We start from the raw sequence: 14997 nt of genomic DNA on the forward strand, positions 1-14997 counted from the left end.
ACGTCCATTAGTAGGAAGGGGGAGACGCGGATGACTAAAACGTTGACCGCCGTGCTGCTGGCCGCCGCGCTGCTGGCGGGCTGCGGACGGAACGACGGGAGCGTGGCCGGCGGCTCGGCCGCGGGCTTCCCGAAGCCGGCGAAGCCCTACACGTCCGAGGAGGCCGCCAAGAACGGCGACGTCGTGAACGTGCACGGACGCTACACCAACCTGGACAAATGGCTGGCGTTCGCAGAGCGGGTCGAATCGGGCAAGGACGAGCCGGCACAGGTGCGTGTCACGGCATACACGATCGAAGGCGACCCGATCTTCAGCGAGCTGGTTTACGACGGGCAAGCCGTTCATTTCACGTACGACAACGCGATGGACGCCTTCGGCAAGGACCTGGGCCGTCCGTCGGCGACATGTGCCGGCATCGGCCGGCAGGCTGGCGAAGACGGGGTCGTCTTATACGCGCTGAAGGGCTGCGACGGGGAGGCCGGCGGCTTCTTTAGGCTCGAAGTTCCGGAAAAAGAGCTTGGACCGGGCTGACGCGGCGTGTACAATGAAGCCTATATGGCGTAATCATTGCGCACATCACGCAGCTAGAGGAAAGGCATTATCATCATGTGGACGTACACCGCCAGTTTGGTTCGCGATTTATCCCCGGGGGTGAAGCGCTTCATCGCGACGGAGAGCTTATTCGGCATCGCCTCCGGCATTTTCGCCCTCATTCTTAATTTGCACCTGCTCGACCTCGGCTTCTCCAATGACGACATCGGCCGCATCACGTCGCTCGGCGCGCTGACGGTCGGACTCGCCAGCCTGCCCGCCGGCATCGCCGTGAGGCGCATCGGCCGCAAAACGATGCTCGTCACCGGCATGCTGCTCGCCTTCCTGGCGCTCGCGCTGTTCGGCGTCGCCACGAGCCTCGCCGCGATCACGGCCGCGCAGCTGATCTGGTCGCTCGGCATCACGGCGATCGTGAACTCCGAGATTCAGCTGATCTTCCAGTACTGCCGTACCAAAAAAGAAGAGACGAGCGCCTATTCGCTGCTGTTCGCCATGTTCACGTTCTTCACCGGCGTCGGCACGTGGCTCGGCGGCTACCTGCCGCAGTGGCTGCCGGGGCATACGACGGTCTATCAGTACGCCTTCTTCGTGGCCGGCGCCTGTCTTGGGCTCTCCGGCCTGCTGCGCGGCCTGCTGCTGCCGGCGACGCACGCCCGGGCGGAAGCCGCCGCGGGGGCCGAGCAGGCAGCGGGCGGGACGCCTGCCGCGGCAGCGCCGAAGAAGCGGCGCGCGACGGCGTTCCTGCTGGCGCTGTCGCTCCTCGTCTTCAGCTCGGGCTTTACGTTCGGGCTGCTCAGTCCGTTCCTGAATATCATCCTGAAATTCCGCTACGAGATGGCGGACGGGACGATCTCCGGCCTGCTCGCGCTGTCCGGCTTCTTCTTCTTCCTCGGCTCGATCGTCATGCCGTACGTCGTGGAGCGATGGGGGAGCCGCCGGACGTTCATCTTCCTGTTCCTCTATAACGCGGCGATCGTCGCGCTGATGGCCGCGGCCATGCCGGCCGCCGCGTTCGCGGTGCTGCTGCTGCTCCGCGGCACCGGCTTCACGATGCTGAACAACTTGACGGACAGCGAGTGCATGTCGGCCGTGGCCGAAGCGGACCGCAACCTGTTCGCGGGTTTGCGGACGGTGTCGCGCAGCGCCGGCAACACCATCGCCTCGTACTGGGCGGGGATGATTTTGGCGGGCAGCCATTATTCGCTGCCGTTCCTGCTGACGGCTGCCGCTGTGCTGACCGGGTACGCCGTGTACGCGTGGTTCGTGCAGGGTATGCTCGACCGCCGGCCGGAGGGGCAGACGTAGCGCGGGCGGCAGCCATTTCGCACGGAAGGAGCGATCGCCATGGATCGCAAGGTTCCGCAGAAGATTACCCGGCGCGCGTTTCTCGGCACGACCGCGAAGCTCGCGATCGGGACGGCCGCGCTGCTGGCCGGCAGCACCGGCCTGTTCTACTACGGGGCCGTGACGCACCGCAAGTCCCCGGTCTCTGGACCGCCGCCGGGCAATTATGCCCGGCTCGGCGCGGCCGCGGACCTGGAGCGGCTGCGCGGCGTGACCCGCATCGATTACGAGGCGGACTACATCGACGCCTGGTATACGAAGCCGGTGAAGGGCTTCGTTTACGTCGCGGCCGGCGAGGACGGCAGGCTGATCATCCTGTCGCCGGCCTGTACGCATCTGGGCTGCGCGGTGGTGCCCGCGACGGAAGCGCAGCGGGCCGGCCGTCCCGAGACATACTTCTGGTGCCCGTGCCACGGAGCGGAGTTCGACGCCGCGGGGGGCGCCACCTTCGTGGTTGAGCGCGGATTGGACACGTATGAGCCGGTCTTCTTGGACGGCAGCGTCTACATCGATATCATGAAGCCGATTCCGGGAGCAAAAGGCGCCTGAAGCCGGCGCGAAGAGCCCTGTCTTGGCGGACAGGGTTTTTTTGGCGCGCGCGGAGAGGTATAATGGCACTGAACGCATGCTCCGACGGATGGCATGCGAAACGCAGGGACATGCGGAATCACGAGGGAAAAGGAGCGTGCACGACATGAACAGCAAGGAACGGTTTTCCGACCGGGTGGACACGTACGTCAAATTCCGGCCGACCTATCCGCAGGAGGCGATCGACTATTTGTACGGCCCGGTCGGCTTCGACGCCAGCTCGGTCATCGCGGATATTGGAGCGGGGACAGGCATTTTCTCGCGGCTGCTGGTGGAGCGGGGAAGCCGGGTCATCGCCGTCGAGCCGAATGCCGAGATGCGGACGGCCGCGGTGGAGACGCTGGCGCAAGAGCCGCAGTTTCTCGCCGTGGCAGGCTCGGCGGAGGAGACGACGCTGACGGATGCGTCGGTCGATTATATCACGTGCGCGCAGTCGTTCCACTGGTTCGACCGGGCGGCCGCGCGGACGGAATTCCGCCGCATCCTGAAGCCGGACGGGAAGGCGGTGCTGATCTGGAATTCGCGCCTGACGGAGGGCACGCCATTCCGGGAGGGGTATGACGCGCTGCTGAAGCGGTACGCCACCGATTACGAGCAAATGACGCACAAGAACATCGCGCCCGCCGACCTCGCCGCGTTCTTTCGGGAAGGGACGATGCGCGAGGCGCGCTTCGGGATGAGCCAAACCTTCGATTACGAAGGGTTGAAGGGCAGGCTGCTATCCTCGTCGTACAGCCCGATGCCAGGCCATCCGAACCATGAGCCGATGCTCGAGGCGCTGCGGCGGCTCTTCGACGAGACGAACGAGGACGGCAAGGTCGCGTTCGACTACGAGACGGAAGTGTATTGGGGCGAGGTTTGAACCTGGCCGCAGGGAACTAGCCGCGAGCGGCGCCAGCCCCGGACCGTTGTCCGGGGCTGTTGTCGTGTATTGGCGCTCGCGGGTTCAGCGGACGTACCAGTACAGCGCGAGCTCCGTCATAACGGACGGAATGCCCATCTGCCGCAGCATGGCCGACATGTTCCCGCGGTGGTAGGTGCCGTGGTTCACGATCTGCAGCGCCATCTCGGACAGCTTGACGTCCCGGATGCCGGCGTACGGATTATCGAGTGTCAGGACGGCGTCCAGGTCGTCCCGGCTCCGCAGGAATGCGGCGATCTCCTCGCCCTGCGAACGAAAGGCGGCTTCGGCCGCCTCCAGGGACAGCGCCCGGATCTCGTCGTCCAAGTGAGCGGTCGCTTCCATGGCGTCGGCCATGCGGACGCCCTGCATCATCAGCAGCCAGCCCCGGTCGACCCGGTAAATATGGGCGAGCGCGTCGGCCAGCGTCGGAAACGAGCTCGTCACTTCGCGGCGGTATGCGTCCGCGGGCAGTTCTTGCAGCCGGCGGATCATCGTCTCGTTCGCCCAAGTATGGAAGGCGATCATCTCCAGCGCGTGGTGGGTGTTCAGTTCGTTCATTTTTCATCAGCCTCCGTCGTTGTTTTCGGTGTTCCGAACCGTTGACTTCATTGTAGCGGATCATTCCTGACAGCTGATTGTCAGGGATCAAAAAATAAAATGGATATCGAAGGAGGGCCCGCATGGCGCAAATCTGGTTCGACCCCGGCACCCTTACGGTCAGCTGCGGGCCGGATACCGTACCGCTGCTTGCTCAGGAATACGCGCTGCTGCGGTTTCTGTACGACCGGCGCGGGCAGGTATTCTCGCGCGGCCAGCTGCTCGACCACGTCTGGCCGGACCGGTATCCGGACGAGCGGACCGTGGACGATCATGTCTACCGCCTCCGCCGGAAGCTCGCCCGCCTGCAGCAGCTCGCCGTCGTGACCGTCCGCGGCCGCGGCTACAGCCTGCGCGTAGCGGAGACGCCCGCGGCGCCGAATCCGTCGGTCCTGGACGCGGACATCCGCTCCTCCGTGCAGGGCTTGTTCCGCAAATACCATCTATACGGCCAAGGAAGTTCCATGCTGACGCTGGCCGCGCAGCAGGACGTGCTCGGCATCGAGGTCGACGCGTTCTACGGCGTGTACCTGCGCTTCATTCAAGGCGACCTGGCGTGGTTTCTGCGCACGGACGAGGCGCCGCCCGCCGACCGGCTTTATTGGGTGCTGCTCTTCTACGCTTACCTGGCCGATCCGCGCGACAGCCTCGCGCGTTTCGAGCGGGCGCTGGAATTGCAGGCGCTGGCGCCGGAGCAGCGGCGCGAGCTGTACATATTGAACATCGTCGACCTGTACGCCGACACGGGGCAGGTCGCGCAGGCGGAGGCGCGGCTCGCGGTCGCCCGCGAGGTCGTGGAACGCGACGGCCTGACGGCGGGCTTCGCGATGCCGGTGGCGCTCGCGGAGCTGTACGTCCGCATCGTCAAAGGCGACCTCGACGCCGCGGCGCGCGGCATGGAAGCGCTGGAGCGAATGCTGGCGGAAACGGGGTACTTGCGGGAAATCGGCCGGTTCCATCTGCTGCGGGCGATGTACCTGCTGCGGTCCGGCCGGACGAAGGAAGCGGCCCGCGCCGTAGATACGGGGCTGAGCGTCGTGCGGCAGTCACAAAACGTGCCGCTCCTGCTCCAGTCTGTACGCCAGCTGCTTCTCTGCCTGGACCGCCCGCCGGCCGGGCAAGCGGACGTCAAGCCGGATGCGAAGCCGGACGCCAGACGCGAAGCGCTCCGGCGGAAGCTCGCGGCGCAGCGGGAGGAGCTCGAGCGGGAGCACGGCTACGGCGAACTCCTCGGCGAGGCGGACGCGATGCTGAACCGGTATTTGACGTAACGCCGCCCGAATCGCGAAACCTTCGTTTCGTCTGACAGTCCTCTGATCTTTCTCCGCTATGATGATTCCACGGCCTGCAAGGGTGATTCGGGGAAATCGGAAGGAGAAGGGCATCATGAGGAAAATGAGCTTTGCGCGCGGGGCGCGCGCGGACGGCCTGTGGGGGAACCGCGTCTTCGCGCGGATGTTCGCCGCCTACGCGGGCGCGGCGATGGGGGAATGGTTCGACGCGATCGCGATCCAGGTGCTGATCGTGTATCGCTGGGGCGCGGGACCGGTGACGCTGTCCTGGATCCCGGTTGTCATGGCGCTGCCCGGCCTCTTGCTCGGCACGTTGGCGGGCGTCGCGGCCGACCGGCTGCCGCGCATTCGGCTCATGCTGCTGAGCGACCTGTTCACGGCGGCCGCCACGGTCGCGATATTGGCGGCGCCGAACGTCTATGCGCTGATCCCGCTGCTCGCGCTGCGCGCAGGGGCCGCCGCGTTCATCGCGCCGGCCCAGCAGGCCGTCACGCGGCATGTCGTACCGGCAGACCAGCTGCTGCGGGCGACGACGCTGAACGGCATGCTGCAGCAGAGCGCCAAGATCGCCGGTCCGCTCGCCGGCGCGTTCGTTCTCGCGGCGCTGTCGCCGGGCGCCTGCATCCTGGCGCATGCTGCGGCCCGGCTGTTGTCGGCCGGCCTGCTGTGGACGGTCCGTTCGGCCGAGCCCGGCCAAGCGCGGAACCCGGAGGCGGAGAAGCCCCCGTCGGCGGCCGCGGAATGGCGCGAAGGGCTGCGCGCGGTCGTCCGGGCCAAGCCGGTGCTGCACGCGCTGCTCTTTGGGTTCGTCGGGCTGACGGCCATCCTGATGGTCGACTACCAGTTCGCCACGCTGCTGCGGGAGCTGGCGCCCGGCCGTCCGTCCCTGCTCGGCTGGCTGATCGCCGCGATCGGCGCCGGTTCGGTCGGGATCATGCTTCTGCTGAACAAGCGGAAGCGCCTTCCGTACGGCTGGGGCTTCGGCGGCGGCTACGCCCTGCTCGGCGCGGCGATTGCGGGCTTCGGCCTGCTGCCGGTCGGCGCGCCGGCGGCGGCCGTGCTCGCGCTGGGCCTGCTGCTCGGCGTCGGGAACGGGGCGTGCATCACGACGAAGAGCTATTTGCTGCAAAAGGAAATGCCTGCAGCACTCATCGGCCGGGCGTTCGGCGTCGACCAGACCTTGACGAGCTTCGTCATGCTGGGGGCGCCGCTCGCCGGCGGCCTGCTGATCGAAGCGGCGGGGGCGCGTCCCGTATTCGCGGCGTTCGGGTGGACGACGGCCGCCATCGGCATGCTCGGTCTGCTGCTCGCGCCGATCTTATGGGGGCGAAGCGGCGCGAGCGCGGCCGGGGACGCCCGCTAGAAGCATCACATACCGTGTGAGATTAAGAGGAAGGAGCGGCGGCTCTTTCCTTTTTTTATGCCGCTTTCACGCGTCGAATGTTTCTTCCACCTGCGCATATTTTGATCCATAGACTAATAAATTGGGGTAGAATTCACTTACTTGTGAAGGAAGTGTGGCGATGGGGAGATATCGATGGAAGAAATGGCGGAAATTCCTCCTCTGGCTGCTCGTGATCGCGGTCGTCCTCTGGTACGTGCTGACCGGCGGGCCGACGGTTCTCTCGGTGGCGCTGAGCATTCTCAGCCTGCTGCTGCAGCTGCTTTTTGCCATGACCTTCATGATCGTGCAGTTCGTCGCGCTCTTCTGGTTCCTGGCGCGGGGGCGGACGTATTGGATTCTGCCCGGCGAAACGGGCGCGACCTGGGACGATTACCGGGGCAATCCCGAAATCGTGGACAACGCGAAGCGGATCGTGACGCTGCTCGGCGGCGTCAAGGATTTCAAGGAAATGGGCGGCGAGGCGATCCGGGGCTTCCTGCTGTGCGGGCCGCCGGGCACCGGAAAGTCTTATCTGGCGCAGGTCATCGCGAACGAAGCGCAGGTGCCGTTCGCGTACGCGTCCGCGCCGAGCTTTCAGAACATGTTCTTCGGCGTCGGCAACATGAAGGTCATGCGGCTCTATAAGAAGGCCCGCAATCTGGCGAAGGTGTACGGCGCCTGCATTATTTTCATCGATGAAATCGACGCGATTGGCATGAGGCGCAACGGCGCGGGCGGCGGCGGCATGCTCGGGATGATGGGCATGGGCGGCGGCTCCGGGCTCCTGAACGAGCTGCTGCTGCAGATGGACCCGCCCAATATCGATAACGGCAAAATCGCGAAGCTGCTCCGCTCGCTCGGCTTGCGGCGCAAGAAAGCGGAGCGTCCGGCGGTGCTGACCGTCGCGGCGACGAACCTGCCGGATGTGCTGGACCCGGCGCTGCTCCGTCCGGGCCGGTTCGACCGGCAGCTGTGGGTCGACGCGCCGGATTATGACGGCCGGATCGATATTTTCCAGTACTACTTGAAGAAGGTCAAGCACGACGAGACGCTGACGCCGGCGAAGGCCGCGCTCGACACGATCGGCTACAGTCCGGCGCAGATCAAGCATATCGTCAACGAGTCCGTCGTCATCGCGCATCAGCGCGGCGCGCCGCTGGCGAGCTACCTGGACTTCCGGGTCGCCATGGAGACGTACGAATGGGGCCTCAAGCAGCCGCTCCGCTCGATGAGCGAGGACGAGAAGCGCAACGTCGCGTATCATGAGGCGGGCCACGCGGTCGCCCAATATTTGCTCAAGCCGCACGAGCGCGTCTGGAAGGTGACGATCATCCGGCGCGGCAGCGCGCTCGGCCTGGCGGCGACGAAGCCGACGCACGAGCGGTACAACCGGAGCGACAGCGAGATTTTGGCAGGCATCCAGGTGTGCCTGGCCGCCCGGGCGGTCGAGGAGGAGTTCCTTGGCAAGAAGCTGAACGGCGTCACGTCCGACCTGCAGCAGGCAACGTCAATGGCGGGCGCGTATCTTGGCATGGTGGGCATGGGCGACGAGCTGTTCAGCTTCCTCGCGGCCGGCTCGCATCAGGAAGCGCTGAAAATGCTCCGTCCGAAAATCAACGAGCTGCTGAAGGATCAGATGCAGCAGGTGAAGAAGCTGGTGAAGGACCACGCCGATTTCGTGCACCTCATCGCGGAGGAGCTGCTGAGGCAGGGGGACTTGACGGGCGAGGAGATCGAGGGGCTTTACGTCTCGCTGTACGGCCGCACGCGGCCGGAGCCGCCGAAGGTATCGGCGTCGGGGCCGGAGACGGGCGGGAACGGCGCTTCGGCGAAAGCGCCCGAAGCGGCGGCGGAGGAACCGGAGCCCGAGCCGGAGCCGTCCGGCGAGGAAGAGGCCGGGAGCGGGGAGCCGGAGGACGATAAATGGAGCCGATGAGCGTTCGGCAGCAGCCAGCGGCAGCAGGCGCAAGGGGATTCCCTTGCGCCTGCTGCCGCGGCATATGCCGACGCCGGCTTGCGCGCGGATCAGTCCGTCGCGCGGTTATAGAACTGTTGCCATTGCTTCCACCACGAGCCATACAGGAAATTGGTCATGACGTTGACCGCGTGGTCCACTTCCCGCTGGGTCGAGAAGTTGCTGGCGTAGACGGCAAGCGCGTCGTCGTACGCTTGGCCGCTCGCATGCTCCGCTGCAGCGTCGTCGAGCAGCGCCTTGAGGCGGTCCTTGACGGCCATGCCCGGCGCGACGCGGGCGAGCGTGGCTTGCTCGAAGGCGTAGCCCATCTGGATCAGCTGTTCCTCGGTGAAGGCGTTGCCCGTAATCTGCAGGTTGAAGGGCTGGCCGTTCGTGCCCTCGGCCGTCCGGTAGCCGGCCGGCACCGTGATGCTCGGATAACCCGCTTTGGCGGCGATGCCGGTCGTCGAGCCGTTCAGCCCGATCAAGGCGTCGAGCTGGTATTTGTCCAAGAGATAATTAATGCCGTTCTTCCTGGAATACTGAATGTCGGCGGCGCGCTGCGCCTGATAGGTCTGGTAGTCCGCGGAGCCGGGCGTCATGTCGTAGCCCTGCGATTCTTGCAATATGCTCTGGCCGTATTTCAAGACGTCCAAATGCGTTCCGTTGTAGGCGATGACGTCCTGCAAGCTCTTGATCACCGTCTTCTTGTCGCTGGCGAAGGCGTTCTGCGACTGCAAATAATGGTCGATGTCCTGCTTGAAATCGTAGTAGAGCACCTTCGACGCCGGCGCGGGGGCAAGCTCCGAGGACAGGCCGCCGCCGTTCGCGGCGAAGACGAGCCGGGCGCCCTGAGCCCGAAGCGTCTGCAGGACGTTTTGGAACGAGGCGTACAAGTCGGGCTGCCTGTCTTTGTCGGGAACGGCGTACACGCCGAGTACCTTTCCTTTCAGCCCGTCCTTCTTCAGATAAGCCGAATAGTCCTCCACACGCGCTTCCAGGTAGGCTTGATCGACTTGAATCTCGTTGTCGACGCCCATGTTGATGTGGATGTCGTCCGGGTCGTAGCCCTGCATGGCCGTCAGCAGGGCGGCCACGTCGGATACGCTGCGGCCCATCGGACCGGCCGTGTCCTGGCTGTGCGACAGCGGAATGATGCCGTTGCGGCTGACGAGGCCGACGGTCGGCTTCAGCCCGACCAGCGAGTTGGCGGCGGACGGCGAGAGGATGGAGCCGGATGTCTCCGTGCCGATCGTGATGGCCGCAAGCGCCGCCGCCCCGCTCGCGCCGGAGCCGGAGGAGGACCCGGAGACGTCGAGCACGCCGGGCAAGTACGGATTCAGCACTTGTCCATGCAGGGTGGAATAGCCGTTGCGCATGCCCTGCGCGATGAAATTCGCGAATTCGGACAAGTTCGTCTTGCCCAAAATGATCGCGCCGGCTTCTTTCAGACGGCCAGCCAAGAACGAATCCCGGACGGGGTAATTGTTGGCCAGCGCGATGGAGCCGGCCGTCGTCGGCATGCCGTCCTCGGCCGCCGTGCCGATGTTGTCCTTGATCAGGACGGGGATGCCGAACATGCCGGCGGCTTTGGAGGGATCCGCTTTGACAGCCGCGTCGGCTTCGCGGGCGAGCCGAAGCGCGTTCGGATTGACGATGGCGACCGCGTTCAATTTGACGGTATGGGAATTGTACAGCGCGATGCGGGCCAGGTACATGTTGAGCAGCTTCTCGTACGTGAGCTTCCCGTCCCGCACCATCGCCTGCATGTCCGCGATCGTCGCCTTCTCCAGGTCGATCGTGAGCGTATCCAGCGCCACGCGAAGCGCAAGCCGGGTTTCGTTGATCCTGTCGACTGGAGTTGCCGGCGAGACCGTCGCCACCATGGCAAGCGCATACTTGACGTTAGCCGCGTAGCCGGCAGGGTAGCTGCCGAGCTTCAAGCCTTTGGCTTCCGCAACGACGGTCTTCAAGTCGTTCAGCGCCGCGGTGGTGGTCGTCGCTTCGACAATGGCGCCGTTCGCGTCGAGCGCGAACGCCGTGGCCGCGTTGCCGAACAGGAAGCAGCACAGGACGGGGGCCGCCAACGCTCTGGCCGCGCTCCGTTTTCGGGTTCCGACGTGTAGCATGGGATCATCCTCCATATATGTAAGATTAAATGACATAAAGAATATAGTACAAGCCGCGCGAACGTTCAAAAGACGGAACGGCGATGAAAGCGGTAACAATTATGGTTTATGTAATATATGCTTAATAATACGCATGATATCGCTATCTGTTGAATATTCGATGCAGCGGCCTCTATCCGCAACCCGATGGAAGTGGCATGCGGCATCGCGGATGGTTAGGTTAGGTAACGTTACATGAAGATAGCAAGCCAAAAAAACCTTCCGGGTGCGCACAGGCGTCCGGAAGGTTTTATGATCGCGGATCTGACGGGTTTGTATGCGCCGTGCCTCGTCTCTTGCTTCACGTCTCGTATAAATCTCGCCCGTCCGCGACAGATCGTACCCGGCAATCGCCTGCATTTTACCATATCCTGCCGGGACGCGCGTGGCAGAGAGCGCCGCGCCTTGCTATAATGATACGATCGGATTATGGGAGGGCTGTAGGACATGGTAGGGAAGAAAAAACGGCTCGTCCTGTTCCTGCTGACGGCGCTTGCCGCCGCGTCGGCCGGCTGCGGCAGCGCGGGGGACGGCGGCGAAAGCGCGCCGAACGGCGCTTCGGCGGGCTCGGAACCAGCGCGGGCGCGGGTCGAGCTCGTCGTCTCGGCCGCGGCCAGCCTGGCGGACGCGCTGCAGGACCTGAAGCCCGCCTTCGAGGCTGCCAACGACGGCATCGCGCTGACCTATAATTTCGGGGCGTCGGGTACGCTGCAGAAGCAAATCGAGCAGGGCGCGCCCGCCGATGTGTTCCTGTCCGCATCGATCCGCAATATGGACGCGCTGCTGGACGAGGGGCTCGTCGATCCGGCGCGCGAAGGCAGCCTGCTCGCGAACGAGCTCGTCGTCGTCGTGCCCGCGGGAACGAAGGGCATAAGCGGGCTCGGCGACCTGGCGGGAGCCGGCGTGAAGCGGCTCGCGATCGGCATTCCGGAGAGCGTCCCGGCGGGCGGCTACGCCAAGGAAGCGCTGACGAACGCCGGGCTGTGGGAGAAGCTGCAGCCGAAAACGGTGCAGGGCAAGGACGTCCGGCAGGTGCTGCAGTACGTCGAGACCGGCAACGCGGACGCGGGCTTCGTCTACAAGACGGACGCGCTGGCATCGAAGAAGGCCGGCATCGCCTTCGTCGTGGATCCGGGGCTCCATGCGCCGATCCGGTATCCCAGCGGCGTGCTGAAGGCGAGCAAGCATCCGGCCGAAGCGGCGGCGTTCTACGATTATTTGCGGTCGCAGGCCGCGGCGGACGTGTTCGCGAAGCACGGCTTCTCGGTGGCGGATGACAGGAAGTAAGCGCGGAGGAGTCGGGGGGCATGGGAAAGCATGCCGCTCGGCCTGTTCGGCCGCGATGCACGGTCCCGGCGGCGGGGCTCCGCTGCGCCCCGGAGGAAGCAAACACGCGGAGGGTTCCCCGGGGAACCCTCCGCGTGTTTGCGTTGCGGCGGGACGCTGGCCGCGTCCGGCACGCGTCATTATTGCTGCGCGCGCGCATCTTCGCTCGCCTCGTGCAGCCTGCGTTTTTTGCAGCGCTCGCTGCAGCTGTAAACCCCGCTCGGCGCGCTGACTATCCGGCAAGACGCTTGCCGCGCATTTTCGCGCCCATCAGTCCGCTACGCGCACATACACCCGCTCGCCGTGCTTCTCGACCGCCACCGGCGACTCGAAGAACGCGCTCAGGCCGTCCGTCGTCAGGACGTCCTCCGTCCGGCCGCTGCGCACGACTTCGCCCCCGCGGATGAGCAGCGCGTGCGTGAACGCCGGCAATATCTCCTCCGTGTGGTGCGTGACGTAGATCAGCGTCGGCGCGTCCTCGCTTCCGGCCAGGTCCCGGATGCTGGCGAGCAGCCGTTCCCTGGAGAAGAGATCGAGCCCGTTGCACGGCTCGTCCAGAATCAGGATGCGTGGCTTCGCCATGAGCGCCCGCGCGATGAGCAGCTTTTGCTTCTCGCCCTGGGAGCAGGTGCGGAACTCGCGGTCCCACAGATGGGCGCAGCCCAGCTTCGTCATGAGCTCGCGGGCGACATCCAGCTCCTCGTCCGACACGCGCTCGTACAGTCCGATGGTGGCATGCTTGCCGCTGATGACGATGTGCTGCGTCCGGTCCGTGGCGTACAGCTTCTCCTGCAGCGACGTGCTGACCCAGCCGATCTCCTTGCGGAGCTCCCGCAGGTCGACTTCGCCGAAGCGCCGGCCGAGCACGCTGACGGTGCCTTCGGACGGCCAGAAATACCCGTTGACGAGATTCAGCAGCGTCGTCTTGCCGGAGCCATTCAAGCCCAGCAGCGCCCAGTGCTCGCCCGGCGCGACCTGCCAGCTCACGTCCTTCAGCAGCGTCAGCCGCTCGCGCCGCCATGTGACATGTTGAATATCGATGATCATGAGAAATGCGTCAAACTCCTTTCGCGATGCCTTGCTTGCCAGTATGCTTGCGGCCGCGGCGAGGCGCCGGCCGTCTCTTTGCCCATTGTACGCCTGTCTGCGCGATTCCTCAATCGTTCGGATGACGCTTACGCCGTCTCCGGCCCGCGCGCCAGCATGGATTCGCGCGGAAGCAGGGAGGCGCGGCCGCCGGGCGGCGGCAGGAACGCGCGAGAGGCGACGAGGCAATTGGCGCCTTGGGCGTCCAGCAGCCGCCCCGTCGGCCGCCGGCCGGCTGTCGGCGCAAAGAGCGGTACGAGGTACCGCATATGGGGCCGCCGGCCTTCTTTCGCCCGCCTTCCGCCGCGCCTACGCCCGCTGCGTGTCGGCGCCGGGGGCTGCCGCCGGCCGCGCTGCTTTGCGCCGTCGGCCGAACGCTGCCCAGACGAACACCAGGTTCAGCGCGCAGAGCGCCGCGAGCGCGAAATAGACGTTGCCGAACACGGCGGCCGCGCCAGAGTGGCCGAATACGCCGAACGCCGGGGAGGCGCTGCCGCTTGCGGCGCCGTCGACGATCTTGCTCACGACGGCGCCGGCGATCGCGCAGGAGAGGAAGTTCCCGAGCGTCAGGATGCCCAGCCCGACGCCGGTCTGCCCCGCGGGCAGCGTCGAGGCGACGAGCTTCGTCATCGCCGCCTGGTAGAACGCGGCGCCGACGTTGCCGAGCACGAGGCAGGCCGCGATGTAGCCCGCCGCGCCGCCGCTGAACAGCGAGAGCGTCAGCTGGCCGGCCGCGAGGAGGATGAGTGCCGCGACGATGATGAATAGGCTGCCGCGGCGGTCGGCCAGCTTGCCGCCGTAACGGCCGAAGACGGCGGCGCTCATGGCGGCCGGGAACATCAAGAAACCGATCGCCGATGTGCCGAGGCCGTTCGCCGCGCTCAGCAGCATCGGCGTGACGAAGGTGACGGTGAACGAGACGGCGTAGGCGAGGAAGCTGCTGAACAAGCCGCCGCGAAATCCGCCGCTGCGGAAGACCGCCGGCTGCACGAACGGCTCCGCGGTCCGGACGATCCGCAGGACGAAGAGCGCGAGCAGCAGCGCGCCGGTCAGCGCCAGCCAGCCGCTCCACTGCGTGATGCCAAGCATGCAGAGCGTGACGGAGCCCCCGAGCAGCAGCGCGCCGAGCAAGTCGAACGTGCCGCTCCGGGTGGTTTCGTCCGGCAGCCACTTGCGCAGATGCGGCAGCGTCGCCAGCGAGCCGATGGAGATGAGGAAGAGGTAGCGCCAGTCGAGCCAGCCGGACACGAAGCCGCCGACGATCGGCCCGACGCCGGACGCGAACGCGATGGCCGAGGCGAGGATGCCGAGCACGCGGCCCCGGCCTTCCGGCGCGAACAGCCGGACCGGCACGATCATGGCGAGCGCGGGAATGGAGGACGCGCCGGCGGACTGGACGAAGCGGGCGGCCAGCACCGTCGCGAAATTCGGCGCCAGGAAGCCGAGAAGCGAGCCCGCGGCGAAGAGCAGCAGCCCGATCGTGAGCAGCCGGCGAAGCGGATACCGGTCCGCCAGCTTGCCGTACGTGAGCGATCCGACCGCGTAGATGATCGAGTAGCCGGTAATGACCCAGCCGGCTTCGGACGGCAGCAGGCCGAACGCGCGCGAAATGTCCGGCAGGGCGATGTTGAACATCGTGACGTTCATGACGGAGAAGAGCAGGATGAGGCAGAGCAGGCGGATAAGCTTATCCGAGTGGGGTTGGGAATACGATGCCATGGACGATCGGCCTTCTTTCGAGTGAGAGTGGGCTTGCAAGACAGGTGTGTTGAACGTACGGGACGTTAGTTAGCGGTCACTAA

The 14997-nt window shown here is 65.6% G+C and carries 13 protein-coding genes; 8 read left to right on the forward strand and 5 right to left on the reverse strand.

The window, feature by feature from the left end; all coding sequences use genetic code 11:
- Nucleotides 1-30 precede the first annotated feature (30 nt).
- The 4 genes from ACFPB1_RS14180 to ACFPB1_RS14195 all read left to right on the forward strand — a co-directional run bounded on the left by ACFPB1_RS14180 (nt 31) and on the right by ACFPB1_RS14195 (nt 3346).
- Nucleotides 31-531, forward strand: a complete 501-nt coding sequence (locus tag ACFPB1_RS14180; protein ID WP_379226316.1) for a DUF4362 domain-containing protein — start codon at nt 31-33, stop codon at nt 529-531.
- Between the two features lie 75 nt (nt 532-606).
- Nucleotides 607-1857 carry an MFS transporter gene (locus ACFPB1_RS14185; RefSeq protein ID WP_379226318.1) on the forward strand — a complete coding sequence of 417 codons (1251 nt, stop codon included), beginning with the start codon at nt 607-609 and terminating at the stop codon, nt 1855-1857.
- 39 nt (nt 1858-1896) lie between these two features.
- Complete coding sequence (locus ACFPB1_RS14190; protein ID WP_379226320.1) at nt 1897-2445, forward strand: ubiquinol-cytochrome c reductase iron-sulfur subunit; 549 nt, start codon at nt 1897-1899, stop codon at nt 2443-2445.
- Between the two features lie 145 nt (nt 2446-2590).
- Nucleotides 2591-3346 (forward strand): class I SAM-dependent methyltransferase, encoded by a 756-nt coding sequence (locus ACFPB1_RS14195; RefSeq protein ID WP_379226322.1) that lies wholly within the window; start codon nt 2591-2593, stop codon nt 3344-3346.
- Between the two features lie 84 nt (nt 3347-3430).
- Here ACFPB1_RS14195 and ACFPB1_RS14200 read toward each other — a convergent pair whose 3' ends face one another.
- Nucleotides 3431-3946, reverse strand: a complete 516-nt coding sequence (locus ACFPB1_RS14200; RefSeq protein WP_379226324.1) for a DinB family protein — start codon at nt 3944-3946, stop codon at nt 3431-3433.
- Nucleotides 3947-4068: 122 nt separating this feature from the next.
- On the opposite strand from ACFPB1_RS14200, the gene ACFPB1_RS14205 reads away from it, so the two are divergent.
- The 3 genes from ACFPB1_RS14205 (at nt 4069) to ACFPB1_RS14215 (ending at nt 8597) form a co-directional block, all read left to right on the forward strand.
- Nucleotides 4069-5256, forward strand: coding sequence for a winged helix-turn-helix domain-containing protein (locus ACFPB1_RS14205; RefSeq protein ID WP_379226326.1), 1188 nt, complete (start codon nt 4069-4071; stop codon nt 5254-5256).
- Between the two features lie 115 nt (nt 5257-5371).
- Nucleotides 5372-6640, forward strand: coding sequence for an MFS transporter (locus ACFPB1_RS14210; RefSeq protein WP_379226328.1), 1269 nt, complete (start codon nt 5372-5374; stop codon nt 6638-6640).
- A 160-nt stretch (nt 6641-6800) separates the two neighbouring features.
- Nucleotides 6801-8597: an AAA family ATPase gene (locus tag ACFPB1_RS14215; RefSeq protein WP_379226330.1), complete on the forward strand. Its 1797-nt coding sequence runs from the start codon at nt 6801-6803 to the stop codon at nt 8595-8597.
- An 89-nt stretch (nt 8598-8686) separates the two neighbouring features.
- On the opposite strand, the gene ACFPB1_RS14220 is transcribed toward ACFPB1_RS14215, so the two are convergent.
- On the reverse strand, nt 8687-10744 hold the full coding sequence (locus ACFPB1_RS14220) for an amidase family protein (protein WP_379226332.1): 2058 nt from the start codon (nt 10742-10744) through the stop codon (nt 8687-8689).
- 486 nt (nt 10745-11230) lie between these two features.
- Between ACFPB1_RS14220 and modA the strand changes: the two genes are divergently transcribed.
- Entirely contained in the window at nt 11231-12070 is an 840-nt protein-coding gene (gene modA / locus ACFPB1_RS14225) for a molybdate ABC transporter substrate-binding protein (protein ID WP_379226334.1), read from the forward strand.
- Between the two features lie 309 nt (nt 12071-12379).
- On the opposite strand, the gene ACFPB1_RS14230 is transcribed toward modA, so the two are convergent.
- From ACFPB1_RS14230 to ACFPB1_RS14240, 3 genes are all read right to left on the reverse strand, one after another.
- Complete coding sequence (locus ACFPB1_RS14230) at nt 12380-13156, reverse strand: ABC transporter ATP-binding protein (RefSeq protein ID WP_379226336.1); 777 nt, start codon at nt 13154-13156, stop codon at nt 12380-12382.
- 128 nt (nt 13157-13284) lie between these two features.
- Nucleotides 13285-13464 carry a hypothetical protein gene (locus ACFPB1_RS14235; RefSeq protein ID WP_379226338.1) on the reverse strand — a complete coding sequence of 60 codons (180 nt, stop codon included), beginning with the start codon at nt 13462-13464 and terminating at the stop codon, nt 13285-13287.
- 40 nt (nt 13465-13504) lie between these two features.
- On the reverse strand, nt 13505-14914 hold the full coding sequence (locus ACFPB1_RS14240) for an MFS transporter (RefSeq protein WP_379226340.1): 1410 nt from the start codon (nt 14912-14914) through the stop codon (nt 13505-13507).
- Between the last annotated feature and the right edge of the window lie 83 nt (nt 14915-14997).

This window comes from Paenibacillus sp. GCM10023250, from assembly GCF_042653205.1.
Classification (GTDB): Bacteria; Bacillota; Bacilli; order Paenibacillales; family Paenibacillaceae; genus Paenibacillus_Z.